This is a genomic window from Virgisporangium aurantiacum, assembly GCF_016863635.1.
Taxonomy (GTDB): domain Bacteria; phylum Actinomycetota; class Actinomycetes; order Mycobacteriales; family Micromonosporaceae; genus Virgisporangium; species Virgisporangium aurantiacum.
On the sequence record NZ_BOPG01000103.1, the window covers coordinates 24,175 to 41,241 of the forward strand.

At 68.1% G+C, this 17,067-nt stretch carries 19 protein-coding genes and 1 pseudogene; 16 read left to right on the plus strand and 4 right to left on the minus strand.

Going from position 1 to position 17,067, the window contains the following annotated elements; all coding sequences use genetic code 11:
• Position 1 precedes the first annotated feature (1 nt).
• From Vau01_RS56595 to Vau01_RS56660, 14 genes are all read left to right on the plus strand, one after another.
• A complete protein-coding gene (locus Vau01_RS56595) occupies positions 2–1,435 on the plus strand; it encodes a SagB/ThcOx family dehydrogenase (protein WP_204011156.1) in 1,434 nt (477 codons plus the stop codon).
• Entirely contained in the window at positions 1,425–3,191 is a 1,767-nt protein-coding gene (locus Vau01_RS56600) for a YcaO-like family protein (protein WP_204011168.1), read from the plus strand. The genes Vau01_RS56595 and Vau01_RS56600 overlap by 11 nt, the downstream gene beginning before the upstream one ends.
• A complete protein-coding gene (locus Vau01_RS56605) occupies positions 3,181–5,112 on the plus strand; it encodes a TOMM precursor leader peptide-binding protein (protein ID WP_204011173.1) in 1,932 nt (643 codons plus the stop codon). The genes Vau01_RS56600 and Vau01_RS56605 overlap by 11 nt, the downstream gene beginning before the upstream one ends.
• A gap of 16 nt (positions 5,113–5,128) precedes the next feature.
• Positions 5,129–5,482 carry a hypothetical protein gene (locus Vau01_RS56610; RefSeq protein ID WP_204011176.1) on the plus strand — a complete coding sequence of 118 codons (354 nt, stop codon included), beginning with the start codon at positions 5,129–5,131 and terminating at the stop codon, positions 5,480–5,482.
• Positions 5,483–5,575: 93 nt separating this feature from the next.
• On the plus strand, positions 5,576–5,761 hold the full coding sequence (locus Vau01_RS56615; RefSeq protein ID WP_204011178.1) for a thiomuracin/GE37468 family thiazolyl RiPP peptide: 186 nt from the start codon (positions 5,576–5,578) through the stop codon (positions 5,759–5,761).
• A 32-nt stretch (positions 5,762–5,793) separates the two neighbouring features.
• Positions 5,794–6,123 (plus strand): DUF6355 family natural product biosynthesis protein, encoded by a 330-nt coding sequence (locus Vau01_RS56620; RefSeq protein ID WP_204011181.1) that lies wholly within the window; start codon positions 5,794–5,796, stop codon positions 6,121–6,123.
• Positions 6,124–6,234: 111 nt separating this feature from the next.
• Positions 6,235–6,426, plus strand: a complete 192-nt coding sequence (locus tag Vau01_RS56625; RefSeq protein ID WP_204011183.1) for a hypothetical protein — start codon at positions 6,235–6,237, stop codon at positions 6,424–6,426.
• 14 nt (positions 6,427–6,440) lie between these two features.
• On the plus strand, positions 6,441–7,361 hold the full coding sequence (locus Vau01_RS56630; protein ID WP_204011195.1) for a SagB family peptide dehydrogenase: 921 nt from the start codon (positions 6,441–6,443) through the stop codon (positions 7,359–7,361).
• Positions 7,362–7,370: 9 nt separating this feature from the next.
• Positions 7,371–8,408: a hypothetical protein gene (locus tag Vau01_RS56635; RefSeq protein WP_204011197.1), complete on the plus strand. Its 1,038-nt coding sequence runs from the start codon at positions 7,371–7,373 to the stop codon at positions 8,406–8,408.
• Positions 8,405–9,724: a YcaO-like family protein gene (locus tag Vau01_RS56640; RefSeq protein ID WP_204011201.1), complete on the plus strand. Its 1,320-nt coding sequence runs from the start codon at positions 8,405–8,407 to the stop codon at positions 9,722–9,724. Before Vau01_RS56635 ends, Vau01_RS56640 begins: the two co-directional genes overlap by 4 nt.
• A 41-nt stretch (positions 9,725–9,765) precedes the next feature.
• The gene (locus tag Vau01_RS56645; RefSeq protein WP_204011212.1) at positions 9,766–10,482 is read left to right on the plus strand and encodes a CPBP family intramembrane glutamic endopeptidase; all 717 of its coding nucleotides are present in this window, start codon (positions 9,766–9,768) and stop codon (positions 10,480–10,482) included.
• Positions 10,483–10,591: 109 nt separating this feature from the next.
• Positions 10,592–11,227 carry a CPBP family glutamic-type intramembrane protease gene (locus Vau01_RS56650; RefSeq protein WP_204011214.1) on the plus strand — a complete coding sequence of 212 codons (636 nt, stop codon included), beginning with the start codon at positions 10,592–10,594 and terminating at the stop codon, positions 11,225–11,227.
• A 168-nt stretch (positions 11,228–11,395) separates the two neighbouring features.
• The gene (locus Vau01_RS56655) at positions 11,396–12,118 is read left to right on the plus strand and encodes a tetratricopeptide repeat protein (RefSeq protein WP_275424052.1); all 723 of its coding nucleotides are present in this window, start codon (positions 11,396–11,398) and stop codon (positions 12,116–12,118) included.
• A 39-nt stretch (positions 12,119–12,157) separates the two neighbouring features.
• Positions 12,158–12,625, plus strand: a complete 468-nt coding sequence (locus Vau01_RS56660; RefSeq protein ID WP_204011218.1) for a DUF5959 family protein — start codon at positions 12,158–12,160, stop codon at positions 12,623–12,625.
• A gap of 130 nt (positions 12,626–12,755) precedes the next feature.
• On the opposite strand, the gene Vau01_RS56665 is transcribed toward Vau01_RS56660, so the two are convergent.
• The 3 genes and pseudogenes from Vau01_RS56665 to Vau01_RS65525 form a co-directional block, all read right to left on the minus strand.
• On the minus strand, positions 12,756–13,256 hold the full coding sequence (locus tag Vau01_RS56665) for a DinB family protein (RefSeq protein WP_204011221.1): 501 nt from the start codon (positions 13,254–13,256) through the stop codon (positions 12,756–12,758).
• Between the two features lie 251 nt (positions 13,257–13,507).
• The gene (locus tag Vau01_RS64200) at positions 13,508–13,966 is read right to left on the minus strand and encodes a hypothetical protein (protein ID WP_239152861.1); all 459 of its coding nucleotides are present in this window, start codon (positions 13,964–13,966) and stop codon (positions 13,508–13,510) included.
• Between the two features lie 128 nt (positions 13,967–14,094).
• Positions 14,095–14,442: pseudogene (locus tag Vau01_RS65525) on the minus strand (GNAT family N-acetyltransferase); the annotation flags it as partial.
• A 136-nt stretch (positions 14,443–14,578) separates the two neighbouring features.
• Here Vau01_RS65525 and Vau01_RS56675 point away from each other — a divergent pair.
• The gene (locus Vau01_RS56675) at positions 14,579–14,941 is read left to right on the plus strand and encodes a nitroreductase/quinone reductase family protein (protein WP_204011233.1); all 363 of its coding nucleotides are present in this window, start codon (positions 14,579–14,581) and stop codon (positions 14,939–14,941) included.
• Positions 14,942–15,168: 227 nt separating this feature from the next.
• On the opposite strand, the gene Vau01_RS56680 is transcribed toward Vau01_RS56675, so the two are convergent.
• Entirely contained in the window at positions 15,169–16,005 is an 837-nt protein-coding gene (locus tag Vau01_RS56680) for an SAM-dependent methyltransferase (protein ID WP_204011235.1), read from the minus strand.
• 405 nt (positions 16,006–16,410) lie between these two features.
• On the opposite strand from Vau01_RS56680, the gene Vau01_RS65805 reads away from it, so the two are divergent.
• The gene (locus tag Vau01_RS65805; RefSeq protein WP_506020669.1) at positions 16,411–16,884 is read left to right on the plus strand and encodes a transposase family protein; all 474 of its coding nucleotides are present in this window, start codon (positions 16,411–16,413) and stop codon (positions 16,882–16,884) included.
• Positions 16,885–17,067 lie beyond the last annotated feature (183 nt).

A 17,067-nucleotide genomic window follows, 5' to 3' on the forward strand; every position in this document is an offset into this window, starting at 1 on the left:
CATGACAGCGACCGGCACCGCGACGTCGGCGACCTGCGGCGAGCGGTGGAAACTCCGCGCCGGTGTGGCGAAGACGACCGTACCGGAGACGGGAAGCTTCCTGGTCGCCTGGCCGGTGGACGAGCTGCTCGGCCGGTTGGACGACCGGCAGGAGGCGGTGCTGAGAGCGCTCGCCGAACGGCCGCACACGATCGAGGAACTGGCGGCGCTCGCCGGCGACGCGGGTGCCGTGCGGACGTTCGTGTCGGTCCTTCGCGACGGCGGATGGCTGGAGCTGACGGTGACCCACCACGGCCGGGACGTCTACACCGTCCGCCCGCTGCGTGCGGTTCCGCCCCGCCCACCTGAGCCGCCGGAGGCCGCGCTCGAGCTTTCGCGTTTCGTGCAGGTGCGTCCGACCGGTGGCGAACTGGTGGTGGAGTCCGCGCGATCGTGGTGCGACATCGTCGTCCATGACGCCGGCTGGTTCGCCCACTTCGCCGCGCTCGCCACGAGGTCCCCGGAGCCGGTCGGCCGCGACCCCGAACTCTCGGCGCGCGGCATCCGTGACCTGCGCTGGGCCGGAATGCTGGTGGCCGGCGAAGGGGAGAACATCGCGGCCAGCCAGTGGAAACCGCACGAGCTGTGGTTTCACGAGCGCAGCCGGCTCGGTTACCGGAGCGCGTACGGCACGCGGTACGGCCGGACCCAGTGGGCGAAGGGCCGCGTCGATCCGCTGCCGGCCGTGCCGGGCCTGCCGAACGGTGCGCGCACGGCCCTGTTCCGGCCCGACCTCGTACGCCTCCGCGAGTCCGACATGACCCTGACCGCGGCGCTGGAGGATCGGGCGTCACGGCGCGAGCACGACGATGCCGAGCCGCTGACCCTCGACCAGTTGGCGGAGTTCCTCTATCGCTGCGCCCGGATCCGCATGATCCGAGAACACGACGGGGTCGAGTACGCGAGCCGCCCGTACCCGTCCGGCGGAGCGAGCTACGAACTGGAGATCTATCCGGTCGTGCGGAACGTCGACGGTCTGGCGACCGGGATGTACCACTACGACTCGGAGAACCACGAACTGAGAACGGTGGCCGACCGGGCGAACCGCTGGGTGCGCCGGCTGCTGCGATCGGCCGGCCAGGCCACCGGCCGGACGGACCGGCCGCAGGTCGTTCTGGTGTTGTCGGCTCGGGTGGGCCGGGTGATGTGGGCCTACGAGAACATGGCCTACGCCCTGGTTCTCAAGCACGTAGGCGTTCTCTACCAGACGATGTATCTGGTCGCGACCTCGATGGGCCTGGCCGGCTGTGCGATCGGTGGCGGCGACTCGATGGCGTTCAGCCGCGCGACCGGCCTGGACCCGTTGGTCGAGTGTTCGGTCGGCGAGTTCACTCTGGGCCGCTTGGTTCCGGAGATCTCGGTATGGGACCTGGCGGGGGCGGGCGATGGGGATTGAGTTGCGCCGCGACGCGCGCTACGTCGAGATGCCGGCGGGGGTCTATGTCCTCAGCCACCAGGGCGAGGTCGTGCTCCGCGGCACCTCGGTGGCCGCGTGGCTGCGGCGGCTGGCGCCGGCCCTGGACGGCAGCCGGTCGATCGCCGAACTGACCCGCGGCCTGTCCGCCGAACGCGCGTCGCATGTCGGGTCGCTGGTCCGCACGCTGGTCGACGCCGGCGTGGCCCGCGAGGTCTCCGGCATGACGGAACCAGCCGACTTCTTCCGGTATTTCGGCGGAGACCTCGCGGACGCGCTGGCCGACCGGGTACTGGTGACCGGGTCGGGTCCCCTGCTCGCGGAGGTCGAGGCCGCGACGAGGCGATGCGGGATGTCGTCGGTGCGCGTGCCGGGTGAGCCGGAGGATCCGTCCGTCGCGGACGCGGATCTGGTGATTCACGTGTCCGCGTCGCCATCGTCGCCGTACGCCGGTGTCGTCGAGCGACTCTGCGCGGAGGCCGGCGTCCTCCTCGCCGAGGCCGTGCTCACCGGCGGCGAGGTGCTGTGGTGCGTCGGTGGCCGGTGGTCGAGCGCGTGGCGGCGGCTTCTGGCCAACGGTGTTCCCCCGGCGGGCGCGGATGATCCGGTGGCGTTGCGGATCGCCGCGAACTCGTTCGTGCACCACGTCGTGCGCGTGCGCACCGGCACGCTCACGACCTCTGCGAACACGCTGACGTCGGTGCGGCTCGACTCGCTCGACACCCGCCAGCACCGATTTCTGCCGCATCCCGCGCTCAGGCCGGCCGCGGAGGCCGGCGAAGGGGCGTTCCTGGCGCGGATCAACGCGTTGGCGGCAGGTCCCGAACTGACCGTCGAGGAGTTCGACCGCCGGGCCGCCACGCTGATGGACGACCGGTTCGGGGTCTTCACCGACATCACCGAGGGCGACTACACCCAACTGCCGTTGCACGTCGCGGAGAGCACCGTCAGCGACCCGATGAACCGGTTGTCCGGTGAACGGCCGGTGGTGTACGGGTCCGGGCTGACGTTCGAGGAAGCCCGGTACGCGACCGCGCGGGCGGCGTTGGCCACCGCCGGTGTGCTGACCGTCGACCGTCGGCGGCTGATCCGGCACGACCGCGGCGACCGCGCCAGGGGTGTCCGGCTGACCGACGGGAAACCGGTGCTGATCGGCGCGCAGCGGGTCTTCGGCGAACGGAGCGCCGATCCGACCGGAGCCGCCGCCGGCGCCAGCTGGCGGGCGGCCGTCGAACATGGTCTTCTCGGCTACGCGACAGATCTCGCGCTCTCCGCCGCGACCGAGCCGCCAACGGTCCGCCTGGACGAGTCGCGCGATGCCGAGATCCGCCAGCTGGGGATTCTGCTGGCCGCGGTCGACGAGGACTTCACGCTCTACGACGCGACCGACCCGCTCGGCATCCCGACGTTCGTGTGCACCGGCGGCGACCTCGTGGCCGCCGCGTCGGGGATGTCCAGCCGCGCGGCGGCGGTCGCGGCCATGTACCGGTTGCTTCTGCGTCATCAGGCGAGAACGAGTGGCGAACGGGCGTACGAGCCGGCCGCGCCACCGGGGCTGCCCCGGCTCGTCCCGCGCGCGGTGACGCCGCTGGTCGACCGCACGGTGGACATTTCCACGGCCGCGGGCATCCTCGGCCGTTCCGGCAGGACATTGGCGGCCGTGCCGCTCGACCACGACGAGGAGGTCCACGACATCATGCCGTACGTCGTCCGGGTGGTGCCGACCGATGCGGGCTGACCCGCCGCCGGCCGTGGTGGGGCGGGGCCGGTTGGCCGCCGCGATCGCCGGCCGTCTCGCCGTCTCCGTTCTGGACGGACCCGACCTGATCGACGCCGACGCGACGGCGGTGGTGCACGCCGTCGACAGCTGGGACGCCGCCGCCCGGGAACCGGTGCGGGAGGCCTGTTCCGCGCGCGGCGCCTCGTGGATCCCGGTGTGGACGGAACTCGGCCGCGTGTTCATCGGTCCGATGGAACGGCATGGCACCACCGGCTGCGTGCGGTGCATGGAGCTGCGCCGGCAACGTGCGCACGAGTACGGCCGGGAGCGGGCGGCGGCTCTCGAAGCGTACGACGACCGGCGTTCGCTCTGGATCACCGACCTCGCGTGTGACACCGTTGCCGCGCTGGTCGCCGACGACCTGGCGTGGCTCGGCACGCGCACGTCCGGTGCTCTGCTCGAGGTCGCGCTCGACACCCTCGCGGTGTCGAGCCACCGCATCCTCCCCGACCCGCTGTGCGAGGTCTGCGGGTCGCTTCTGGACGACAGCGCGGCGCTGGCCGAGTTGGTGCTCAGCTCGCGACCGATGGCGGAACCGGGCTCGCTGCGGGCCGCCGAGGCCCGCGATCGGGTCGCCGGACTGCTCGATTCCTATGTGGACCCGGAAACCGGCCTCGTGCGGACGGTGGGCCGTGGCGTCCAGGGCTCCCTGGTGGTCGCCGTCGCGCCGCTGCACATGCGGATCGACGACCGCGTCGAACGGGGCTTCGGCCGCACCCGGAGCTACCGTACGAGCGAGGCGATCGCGGTCTTCGAGGCGCTGGAACGCTACGGCGCACGGCCGGGTGCACGGCGGACCGTCGTGGAGGGCAGCTTCGCGACGCTCCGTCGGCAGGCGCTCGACCCGCGCCGGCTCGGCCTGCACGCTCCGGAGAGCTACGAGCGGCCGGGCTTCTATTACCGGACGTTCGACGAGAACGCCGTGTGTCGCTGGTCGTGGGGATACTCGCTGAGCCGCGCCGAACCGGTGCTCGTACCGGAGCCGACGGCCTTCTATGGCGTGCCCTACGACACCGCCAGCCGGCCCTTCGCGTACGAACTGTCCAACGGCTGCGCACTGGGCAGCTGCCTCGAGGAGGCGATCATCCACGGACTGCTGGAGGTGCTCGAACGCGACTCATTCCTGATGACCTGGTACGGCCGGCTCCCGGTGCCGCGAATCGACTTCCGGGGCGCGACGGACCGCGCCGTTCCCATGCAGGCCGCCGCCATCCGCGCGGAAACGGGGTACGAGGTCCGCGTCTTCGACACCACGATGGAGCACGGCATCCCGTCGATCTGGGCGATGGCCGTCAACCCGGACCCGGCGGACGGCCGGCCGGCGACGCTGTCGACGGCCGGCGCCAACCCGGTTGTCGAACGCGCGATCCTCAACGCTCTCAGCGAGATGGGGCCGATTCTCGCCGATCTCGACGGCCGCTACCGGCGCGACGGCGCCCGCACCGAAGAGATGCTGCGCGATCCTTTCACGGTGGAGCACATGCTGGACCACTCGCTGCTCTACGCGAACCCGGAAGCCGCCGTGCGGCTGGGATTTCTCATCGGCCCCGATCGGCGCGCGCGACCCGACGTCGTTCTGCCGATCGCGACTGGTGACCCGCACACCGATCTGCTCGACGCCCTGCTGGCGATGGTGAAGGCGCTCGCCGACGTCGACCTGGAGGTGATCGTCGTCGACCAGACCACGCCGGAACACCGGGTGGGTGGGCTCGCCTGCGTCAAGGTCGTCGTCCCCGGAACCCTCCAGATGAGCTTCGGGCACGCGCAGCGCAGGCTCGTCGGACTGGAGCGCCCGATGTCGGTGCCGGCCCGGCTCGGGTATTCCGCCGGCCGGCTGAGCATCGGGGACCTGAACCCGCATCCGCATCCGTTCCCGTGAGGATGGAGTGTGTCTGATGTTTGTCGCGATCGTGGCGTGGGACCTGCGCGCGTCGCCCGTGACCTTCGACGAGCTGCGGGCCTGGGTCGCACGGACCGCCGCGGACGAGTACGCGCGGCTGCCGGGCGTCAACGTGAAGGCGTGGTTCTCCGATGAACGCAAGCGCATCTGGGGAGCGGTCTATCTGGTGGAGTCGATCGGAGACCTCGATCCCGAGCGGATACCGAGGCTCCCCGACGGACGGACCGGCCCGATCGGGACCCGGCCGACGTCGACCGCGTGGTTCGAGCTGGAGGCATCGGTGGTCGGCGACATCGACGTCGCCGGACTGCATCGACAGGGACGGGCATTCGACATCCACGAATCCTGATCTGCGGGTGGAAGGCAACACCCGTACCGGACCCTAGGCTCACTGCACGTGGCCACGTTCGAACCGGACCGGAGAAAGGAAGGAACCGCAACAGTGGAACCCAATCTTCAGACCCTGGACCTAGGGCTCGACGTCGACGATCTCGACGTCGACGTGTTCGAACTGGTCGGCGGAAATCTCACCACGGAGTCGCTGACCGCCGGCCACGGAATGACCGAGCTGGTCGCATCCTGCGACATCATCGTGTGCATCACCAGCTGTCCCATCTGCAGCGGCTGACCGTTTCGCGCCCAGACTTTCAAGGAGGCACCGTGCGAAAATCGTCCATCGCGATCGGACTGGCCGCCGCCGCGGCAACCGTTCTGCTGGCCGGCGCGGCCCCGGCCGCCGCGGCCCCGGCCACCAGCGGCGTTCAGACATCCGCCGCGCAGTTGAGGGAGCCGGGCTATCCCTGCGGCTACCACACCTTCGTCGGCACGACCGGCAACATGGTCAAGTACTACAACAACTGCTCCGGTTTCGGTGCGGGAATCAGAATCGTCTACGCGGACGGAAGCCTCGGGTACGCCTGCGTGGGGCCGTACCAGATGATCTACCTCAATTGGAACTCCCGGAACGCGTACACGTTCCGGACCTGCTGAGCCAACCCCGAGCACATCGGGAGAGGGCGTCCAGCCCCGAACGGGCGCCCTCTCCCGGTGTGCGCTCTCGAATCATGAAGCGGTATACACACCTGTCAATGGGAGGTTGAGATGAAGGTCTCGACGGAGATGTCGATGGAGTACCGGGTGCGGACCATGCAGTACGGGTTCACCGCGTTCGGAAACGAGCAGTCGGCGTGGCGCGACCTGCTCGCCCCGGGCGGCTGCACGTGCTCGGCGGGATCGACGTGCTGCTGCACCACCTGTGGTGCGGTCGCCAGCGCGGAACTCGTGGCACAATAGCCATCCCGGCCGACATGTTCGACAACGGAGAAGCCGCGGCGAGCCTCGCGATCAACTCGTACCGAACCGTCAGTCCCGGTCCGGCCTCGATCGGAGTCCGGACCGCCGGCCTGAAGCTCGAATCGCTCGACGACCGCGGGGTGTCACGTCTGGCCGAAGAGTTCCTGCTCGCGTCGCGGGTAAGCCGGTGGGATGCCGAGATGGCGATCTCGGTCGCCGAGTTCTTCGCCGATCCGATGGTCGAGAGCTACGGAAAGCTCGACGCCGACAACCAGGTCGAGGGCGACGTCATCCAGCTTCCGAAGAGCGTCCCCGCCAACCTTCCGGTCGACGCGGCGATTCAGCGTCGACGGAGCGTCCGGTACTTCTCCGGCGACCCTCTCTCGCTCGAACAGCTCTCCGCGTTGCTGCGCAACGCCGCCGGAGTCACCGCCCGCGCGGAGGTTCCCAAGTCCGACGGCACAACGGTGACGTACTGGTACCGGGCAGCGCCCTCGGCCGGCGGGCTCTATCCGGTGCAGCTGCTGGTGGCCGCGCTCAACGTCAGCCAGCTTCCACGCGGGCTCTACCGGTACTCGCCGCGGCGCGACAGCCTCGTCACCTACAGCGGTGCCGACCATGTCGACCGGTTGATGGCATCGCTATCGGGAGACGACGAGTTTCGCGCCGGCGCGCAGAACGCGGGCGCGTTCCTATGCATGGTGGCGTCCCCGTGGAGGTCGATGAGGAAGTACGGGCCCCGCGGTCTCCGGTTCGTCTTCCAGGAGGCCGGCGGGATAGCCGAGAACGTTCACCTGACGGCGACCGCTCTCGGCCTGGGATCGATGGACAACTCCAGCTACTACGACGCCGAGGCAAATCGTGCCATCGACTGTGACGGAACTCTTCGAACGATCATTCACATGCTGATCCTCGGCGTACCGGCCGAAGGTTGAGGAGAAACCATGGCGGAGACCACCGTGCCACGTTTGTCGGCACGCTGGACGGTCGTCGCGCACGACGCCGACACGGTCGAGTTCAGGACGGGCGTCTGGAACTCGCGAAACGTCACACTGCAAGACGAGGAACGGAGAGGGATACTGTGGCCGGCCGTCACGTTGCTCAAGAACGGCGTAGCGCCTAAGGAGATCGCGCGGACGGTCGGGGTGCGGGCGGGAGACCTGAACGACACCCTCGACAACATGCGCGATCTCGGGCTCGTTGTCGACGCTCCGGAGTCCGCGCTCGACGCGTACCTGGAAGAGGCTCCGTCGCTCGGCCACGACGACGGGTTCCGCTTCGACCGCGTGGTTCTCACCGGCGACCCCTCCATGGTCGCGAATGTCCGCTCACAGTTGGACGCTTCGCTCCGCCAGCCCAGGATCGACGTCGTCGAGTTTCCGTCGGCGCCGTCCGCGGCCGGGTACGCCGCGTGGGAGGACAGCCTCGTGCGCGAGGGCGAAGCGGAGAAGTACCTTCCGTACCGGCGTAGCCTGATGGTGGCCGTGACGGCGTCCAACGACCCCGACCGGTTCCGGTTCCTGGATCTGGTGGCGTCGATGGTCGGCTTCACCTGGCTGCACGCCACCATCGACGGCCCCTTCCTGTTCGTCGGTCCGACGGTGATACCGGGTCAGTCGGCGAGCTATCGCGACTTCGAGAGTCGAGTCGCGATGAATCTCCGTGAGCGCGAGTCGTATCTCAAGTTCAAGTCCGCGCTGGCCTCGGAGCGGCACCTGAAGGCGCACGGGAACGTCGTCCCGCCGCTTGCCTCGCTGGTCGCCTCGTTCACGGCGCTGGAGGTCGTGAACCTCGTCGAGTGCGGCACGGCTCCCACGCTCAACAAGGTGCTCTCGATCTACGTTCCCACGATGGAGATCGCGTATCAGGAAGTGTTGCCGCTCCCCGGCGGGGAGGACGGCCCGTTCGCGCGTCGAGACGCCACCGCGCTGTACTTCGACGCCCGGGAGTGGCTGCTCGATCCGAGACTCGATGCCGAATGACCGTCACCGTCAGGCAACGCCCCGAGCACCGGATCTCGGATCTCAAGGCACGGATGTACAGCCCTCTCTGCGGCCTGGTGACCACGGCGGGCTACACGATTCGCGGAGCGTCGGACGCACGCGCCTTCGTCGCCGGTGCGCAACTGTGCGGCGTCCACATCCTCAACGGCCAGCCCCCACCCAACGAGGGTGGGTACCACATCGGCGGCTCCGGGTTCATGCCGTTCGAGCCCGAGATCCGCGTCTACGCCGAGGCGGCGGAACGGTACTGCGGAGCGCTCGGCGGAGCCCTCGGACGGGATACACGACGTTTCGGCACCAGGAGCGACCTCGACGGTGACTCCTCACCGGTCACCGAAGCATCGTTCCTCAGACTGTACGACGAGGAGCACCGCGGGCCGTTCCACCCGTACTCGGACGACGCCACCCTGACCTGGATCCGTGCGCCGAAGGTGGGTGGCGGGTTCCTCTGGGTCCCGGCGCAGTACATCTTCCTCGGTTACCGGATCCGACGCGAGGTCGGAGAACCCTGGATCCAGGCGGCGTTCAGCACCGGAACGGCGGTACACGGCACGGTGGAGCGGGCGATCGAGGCATCGCTTCTCGAAATCGTTCAGATCGACGCGACGATGGGCCACTGGTACGGCACCGTCGACCCGGTGGAACTGGTTCCCGACTCCCGCGTGTCGCGCCTGACCGGTGTGATGGGCCGCTACCTGCGTCGCGACGCGTCGCGATATCGCTTCTTCCGCCTGCCGAGCGCGGACCTCCCCGGGTTTGTCGTCGCGTGCCTGCGCCAGACCTCGGATCGTTCGGTTCCACGGGTGGCGGTCGGGCTCGGGGCGGACCTCTCCCTGGAGCGGGCCATGTACAAGGCGCTGTTGGAGGTGTTGGGGGTCGCGTCGTTGGCCGAGTGGACCTACATCAAGGCGAGGGTAAGTGGTCAGGGCCTCAAGGGCACGAGCGCGATGTTCGATGTCGACAGCAACGTCGCGCACTACGCCGCCCTCGACGACGGATATGTCGAGAGTCGCTTCGCATCGGGTCGATCGTCGCGGACGAGCAAGGTCGAGGACGACATCATCCCGGACGGGTCACCGGCCGAGTTCCTCACGAGGGCCTTCGTCCGTACGGGGAAGCGCCTGGTTCACTTCGACCTGACGACCGACGACGTCGCCTCACTCGGTTTCGTCGCCACCCGGCTGTGGAGCCCCGAGGTGCTCTCCCTCGCCTACCCGAGCGCACCGCCGAACCTTCACCCGAGGTTCGCCGACTACGGCGGCTTCCGGGAGAGTCGCCCGCATCCGTATCCGTGAGTTCCGGGGCGGCCGTCAGCTACGGGACCGCGATCATCTGGTTGGGAGCCGCCGGGCTCAACGAGTTGGCGCGGTTCGTACGCGACCTGTTCTGGCGTGGATCATCCGAGAATCTGGTCAGGGCGTACGCGATCGCCACGGGCGTCCTCGCCGTCGCTGCCGTGGTGCTCACCCGCCGCGAATGGACGCCGAGCGAGGTCCGGTTCCCCTGGATCGGGGTGTCGATCCTTCTGGGAGCGCTTCTCGCCGCACCTGTCGGGCACCTCGACGAGCGCATCGCCAGAGCGCTGATCCGCAGGACGGCAACCTCGGGCGCCCCGACCCGGCGTTCGGCTGTGCCCCGTGCCCGGGTGATCCCGCGTCCGGTACCCGCGGGTCTCGGCGGGGCTGTCCCAGCGGTCCCGGGGAAGCCCGGCCGAGGCGGCCGTGCCGCCGGGAGGCGGGAACGTGTCGTCCTGATGGTCGTGACGGCGTTGTGTGAGGAGGTGATCTTTCGCGGCTTCCTCGTCGGCTCGGCGTTGTCGACATCGTGGCCGGGGTCGTGGTTGCTTCTTCTGGTCGGATCGTTGCTCTTTCTCGCCAACCATCGGCACCTGGGCACGCATCAGGTCGTCGTGAAGATTCCCCTTCTGGTTGCCTGCCTGGCCGTCACTCTGGTGACGGGAACAGTGGTCGGGGCCATCGTGCTGCATGTCCTGTTCAACCTCATGCGCCACCGGCGAATGGTGCGCCGGGAGGCATCCTTTGGGAACAGGTAGCGTCAGCGCGTTCGGACTCACCGTCGCGGCCGGAACGTTCCTGACGGTCTACGTGCTGGGAAAGCCGCTCATCGGTCACTCGGCTCGGCTGCTGGCCGAACGAACGTCATTGAACGGCCGGTACACGCCGATCGAGTCGTACTCGGTGATCAGGACGATCCTCGTCATCGCGCTGCAGGTCGTAGTGATCACGACGTTGCTCCTGCACTTCCGGAATCTGAGCCTGCCGGCCGTCTCGGCGGACCTCACGCTCGGCCTGCTGGTGCCGGGCGTCGCGCTGGGGATCACCGAGATGACCTGTTTCGGCGTCGCGGCCGAGTATGTCATCGGCGCCTACAACGTGGCGGCCAGGCACAGTCGCTTCGGCAGCGTTCCGCCGTCGGTCTGGATGGACTCGAGCCGGGCCGGCTGGATGGGTCAACTCCATGTGGCCATCCGGGTCATGCCGGGTCCCACGGGTCCGATTCTCGTATGCCTGCAGGTGGCTTGCGAGGAGGTGATGTTCCGGCATTGCTTCCCGCTTCTCATCGGCGGAGCGGTAACCGGCCCCGTCGTCTCCGGCGCCTTGTTCGTGGGGATGCAGGCAACGGGAATGCCGCGTGCGCGTTCGGCCGTGTTCCCGATGGTCGGAGCGGGCATCATGGCGGCCGTCCATTCCGCTCTGTATTCCCGGACCGGGCAGCTCCTGCCGCTCGTTGTCGCGCACGCTGCCTGCTTTCTGCTCGCGTCCCGGGCACATCGTTGATGTCGTGCCGGTCGGTTCGCGGTCCGGGGCTCCGGTCCATATCAGCGTGAACCGGAGCCCCGGTCGGGCGTCAGCCGGTGCGGATACTGGAACGACATCATCGACCAGCGCCGATGCGCCGCCACCGTCGCCGAACGGCTCGGCGACCTGCCTGCGCAAGCGCTGGCGATCGAGGACGTCGGCTACGTCGAGTTCGGCGCCGGGCGTTCGGCGAGCGGCATCGCCACTCTGCTGACGGCGCTCGAACGGCACCGGCGCACGGGTGACCGGGTCGGCGAGGCATACTGCCTGAGTAGCATCGGCGGCTCCTACAGCATGCTGCACCGGTACGACGAGGCCCTCCGGTACCTCAGCCTGTCCACCGCGCTCAGCAACGGAATGGGGCACGCGCGTGGCGAGGCGGTCGGTCAGAATCTGCTCGGCCTGGTGTACCAACGGCTCGGCCGGATCGACGACGCCGTCGCGTGCCACGACCGGGCGGTGGCGCTGCACGCCTCGCTCGGCGAGAGCCAGAGCATGGCCGTGGCACTGACGAACCTCGGCTGGGCGCACCACCGGGCCGGCCGGCACCGCGCGGCGATCGGATACTTCGAGCGCAACCTCGACACCGGCCGCGGGGCGTGCGGTACGACGACGCCGAGAACCTGTGGGGCGTCGGTCAGGCCCTCGACGCCCTCGGCAGCCGGGCTGACGCGCGCGTCCGGTGGCGACAGGCACTGGACATCCTGGCCGAGATCGACGCCGTCACGCCCGATGACCTGGCTCTGCTACGGCGTCAGGATCCGCCCGACACGCCGTCGATCATCGCGCGAACACCTGATCTGCTCGGCGCGGATCGTTCGACGAGCTACGGGCGGTAACCGCCGGCGCCCGACGAACCCGCCAACGTGAGTGCTGACATCCTGGGGGGAGTCGTTGAAGGAGGTCTGGATGTCCGAAGCTGGCACAGTTGAGCTCATCCGGTTGGCGGATGAGGAGAACAGCGTCATCGTCCGTGTTCTCGGCCGCTTCTCGCCGGGCGTCCTGACCTTCCACGATCACTTCCGGGCCGAAATCGTCGTAAACAGCGGGTTCGCCCGTGGCCAGCTCGACGCGTCCCTGTCTCGTCGCGACCTTGACGACTGGGAGCAAGCGCTGGACGGACTGCACGCAGGGGAGAGCGTCCGATGGATGGACGACGGCCGTAATCCAGAGATCCAGATCGAGCGGACCGACAACCCCCAGTATGTAGAGGTCGTTGTGATGGACCCTGTGATGTCCATGACCTCGGTTCGCGTCGCAGTGTGCCTACCCGATGGATGGCTCGACGACCACCGCGACCGGCTGCAGCTGGTGCGGCGAACCTGGCGCAGCGAGGTCATGGAGACCTCTCATGGCGCACTGACCTGGCGTCCCTGACCCACTGCGACGGATCGAGCTGCCGGGCCCACGAGTCCGGCGGTACTCGGCGCAAATTATGGGCGATCGTCCTCCTCGACCAGCACGGCGCCCGGTCGGGGTCGGACCGACCGGGCGCGCCTGCGGCGGTCTACTCTCCGGTCACGCCGTCGGCGAGCTCGCGCAGGATGTCGAGGTGTCCGTTGTGGCGGGCGGTCTCCTCGATCATGTGCAGCAGGATCCAGCGCAGCGAGCAGGCCCGCTCACCGTCCGGCGCCGACCGTTCGACGGTGTCGAGCGGAAGGCCGGCGACGATCTCGTTCGACCTGGCGCACTGCTCGTCGTACTCGTCGAGCAGTCGGGCCAGTGGCACGTCGTCGACCATCATCTCCACGTCGGGATGGCCGTCTTCGGTCCACGGGCCCCGGTTGGGCAGCCCGAGCAGGCTGACCTCGAACCAGCTGTGCTCGTTCCAGCGCAGGTGCGAGACCAGGCCGGCGACCGTCATGAGAGGCGACGGCAGGAACGCCCGGTGGGCGTCGGCCTCGGACAGCCCTTCGGCCTTCTTGCGGACCGTCTGGCGTTGGAAGCGCAGCCGGTCGATCAGGGCGGCGCGCTCGTCGAGCGGTTGGGGATCGGTTTTCTCACGCATTCGATGACTCCAGGTTGGCGGGTGCCCCGCCCGGCCGGAGACGCCGTGTCAGCGCGCGCGACGGGAGGGGGACACCGATGGATCGAGGGCTTTCACCGGCTCACACCTCCTTCCGTCCTCGCGCTTCCATCCTCATGTGATCGACCGAGTGTACGACAGGCCTGAGGCCCTCCAGCAGACAGGCGAACGCCACCCACGACTTTCTCCGCCATGACACCAGCGGTCGTGCGGAGTGCCGTCCAGCTTCAAAGTCAGGTGTCCCCTTCATCGGCAGTGAGATCGACTCCGACAACGCCCGACACCCGAAGCGAGCACACCACGGTTCCGGATGCGTGGTGCCCGCTGGCCTCAGGCCTGCCGAGGCATAGCTGCTGGACGGCCACCGAGCGCGCGGCGGATGCCACGGGCCATCCTTCGCGACGAGTGGGGCGGCTGAGGATGGTCAGGAGTGCCGGCCGGTCCGCGTTGGGATGGCCGGCGATAGCTGCCAGGACGCTGTTGCGGGTCCACCGGTCCAGATCATCGGTGACGACAGCGGCCAACGTCGCCGAGTCTGCTCGTGGGCATCCGGCGACCGCGTGGCGGACGAACGGGTACGGGCTGGCCGCCAATGCCCGCAGCCCCGCCTGGTCAAGTCGGGGATCGGCGACGACGTTGAGGTAATCGACCGGGGTGCGTGCCCGCGGCAGTAGATCATCGATGCCCGCCACCGACGAACTGTGGCACGACGGCTCCAACCTGAGCAACGTCGTATCCGACCGGAAAGCGGCCTGACCGGACGTGCCTCGGGTGGGCGGCGCTGGACCCGGACGGTGCCGTTGTCGACGTAGCCGACCTTGCGGCTGACGGCCAACGATGCCGGGTTGTCGGTGAACGCCGCGGAAGTGATCTCCTCCGCGTCGAGGTGGTCGAACAACAGCGCGCACATCACCTGGCGCATGGCGGTACCGATACCGCGGCCCTGGAACCGTCTGCCGAGCCAGGATCCGGTCTCACCGGTGCGGACCACGAGGTAGTCCGCCACGTGGATGCCCTGCACACCGACGACCTGACCGTCGAGGCGGACGATCAGGTCGAGGATCCAGTCGGCGGGCGAGAACGATGCCCTCGTCCGCCAGTAGTACGCGGCCGTGTTGCCCGGTAGCTGCTCCGCCGGGGCGTCAGTCCACGGCATCATGAAGGGCATCCGGTCCGGCTCGTGATTCTCCACCACCGGCCATCCGCGGCACTGGGTCAATGGCGCGCGAAATGGGGACGGTGTCCGCGCAACCGGGTGGGGTCATTCCGGGATGCCCCCGTGGGCAGTCGGTACCGTCCAGGGTGTGGATGACCGCCTCGTTACTCGACTCGCTGCTACCCGCACGATCGAGATCACCACGATCGGGCGTCGCAGCGGGCAGTCGGTACGCATTGAGATCTGGTGGTTCCACTTCGAGAACCGGTTCATCATCACCGGAACACCCGGACGACGGGGCTGGCTCGCCAATCTTCGAGCAGAACCCCGGATGACCGTTCATGCCCTGGGCCAGGACCTTCCAGCGAGCGCGCGGCTGGTAACCGATCGAGCGTTCCGGCGCCGGTTCTTCACCCAGCCGAACGCGGAGGTCGGCTGGTACCTGTCCCAATCGTCACTCGACGAACTCGTCGATACGGCTCCCATGATCGAAGCTCTCCTCACGACGTGATGGGGCCAATCGCAGAGAGCGGATTGTGGCCAGATCAGCAAGGCCTGTCCGCGGCAGAAGGGCGCACGTGACCTTGGGGTTGTGGGGCCGGCGCCAACGCCCGGGCGCCGTAGAATGCCGGAAGATGCGTCGCCGAATGGCGGTGCTCCTCGACCGGGTCCGGTCGGGCCGTGGTCGACCCGGCGCGGACTACGCGATAGCCCTGGGAAGGCTCTTTCCATTCAACCTCAGGGCTTGCGCGCCACACCACACCAACACGACACCTGACGGTCCTCCAACGCATCAGGATTCTCATCCGGGTCAGGACGCCAACGGTGCACCAGTGCGACACCCGGCTCAGCCAGCTCCAAGCCATCGAAAAAGCCATCTGCGGTTGCCTGATCGCGCACAACCATGGTGTGGGGCGTGCCGTCGTATTGGCTGGAAATATACCGCCACGTCGGACGGTCGAACTCGCCCGTGAGGTGAGACAGCGCTAGGTAGCTTCCAGGCGAGAGCCGGTCAAGGTATCGACGAACAAGGCCATATGGATCTTCCTCGTCCCTCACAAAGTGAATGATTGAAAGAAGAAGAAGCCCAACCGGTTGGCTGAGGTCCAGCACCTCTTGCGCCTGGTCAAAGACCTTGTCCGGATCCCGTACATCGGCGTCAATATACCCGGTCCTGCCCTCTGGCGAGCTGGTAAGTAGCGCCCGTGCATGAAGGAGCACAATCGGGTCGTTGTCCACATACATGACCCGGCTCTCAGGATTCGCGGCCTGGGCTACCTGGTGAACGTTTGGCGATGTCGGAAGGCCCGTTCCTATATCAAGGAACTGGCGGATGCCCACTTCTGTCGCAAGGTAGTTGACAGCTCTTCGCAAAAACTCTCGGTTTTGCCTGGGCGGTGTATTCGCGTGGGGAAATCTCGCCAGCGACCGATCCGCAACCTCACGATCGGCCGCGAAGTTATCTTTACCTCCCAGTAGGTAGTCATAGACTCTGGCTGGGTGCGGCTCATCGGTCCGCAAGTCAACCGGTGGTTGTGCTGTCAGATCCGGCTTCGCCCAATTCCCGTTGCTCATGCGATCACGGTCCCCTCAGACACCCTGACCTCGGAAAACGTCCTCACGGTATCGCCTTCCCGTGCATCCGATACACCGTTACGGCCCGATCGATGACCATACGCATCGACTCTGTCGCCGACAACCTCCGGCGGGAGCGAGCTGGCAATCGGATAGGCCGGCGTCAAATAGGCGTCCAATAAGGTTCGCTCGGCGAGGAACCCGGCGATGTCACCGGACAGCTCCACCGGTTCCAGCAAGGGGAAAGGTGGGCGACTTCCTGTCGTGCGCCGGCCTGGCCAGGGCTATTGCGTAGTCGGTTGATGGTCTTCTGACCTGAGTGTGGCCGGTTGCGGTGACCCGTCCAGGAGCAGTCGGCTGCTGGCGGTACTGGGGACGATCCCCGCTCCCCGTGATCCGCGTGGGGTGCGTTACTCGCTGACGAGCATGCTCGGGGTGACGGTGTGCGCAGTAGCGGCCGGCGCGGTCACCTTCGCCGCGATCGCTGACTGGGTCAGGGATCTGGACTCTCCGGCGTGGGTCAGGCTGGGATACCGGCCGGGTCCCGGTGGCGAGCACGGTCTGGCGGCAGCTGGTCCGCGTCGACGCCGAGGTGCTGACGACCGTGCTGGCCGGTTGGCTGCGCGCACGATGCGAGGCGAGCACGCCGGCATCCACATCGGCGGCAGTCAGGTGCACCTGTTGTCGGGCTATGACACCGACATCGGCGTGATCCCGGCCCAGGTGCAGATCGCGGCGAAGTCGAACGAGATCCCGGCGTTCGCGCCGCTGTTGGACCGTCAAGGTCCAGCCGACCCGGGCCGGCCACCGGCTCCGTGCGCGCTGGCCAGGGCCGAACTGGCCATGCTCGACGTGCCGCTACCTCAGCAGGCCACATGAGCCACCCGTAGCGGACAGCAATGACGCCGCCCCGCTCACGCCGAACGTCGGGCAACGTCGGGCAACATCGGGAACGGCTCGGCTCCGGACCCATGGTGATCGAGGAGACGTAGCGAGCCTGGCGTGCCGCGCGACGCGCCTTTGCACAAATTGGCACCGAGGAGTGCGCGCGGCAGTGCGGTC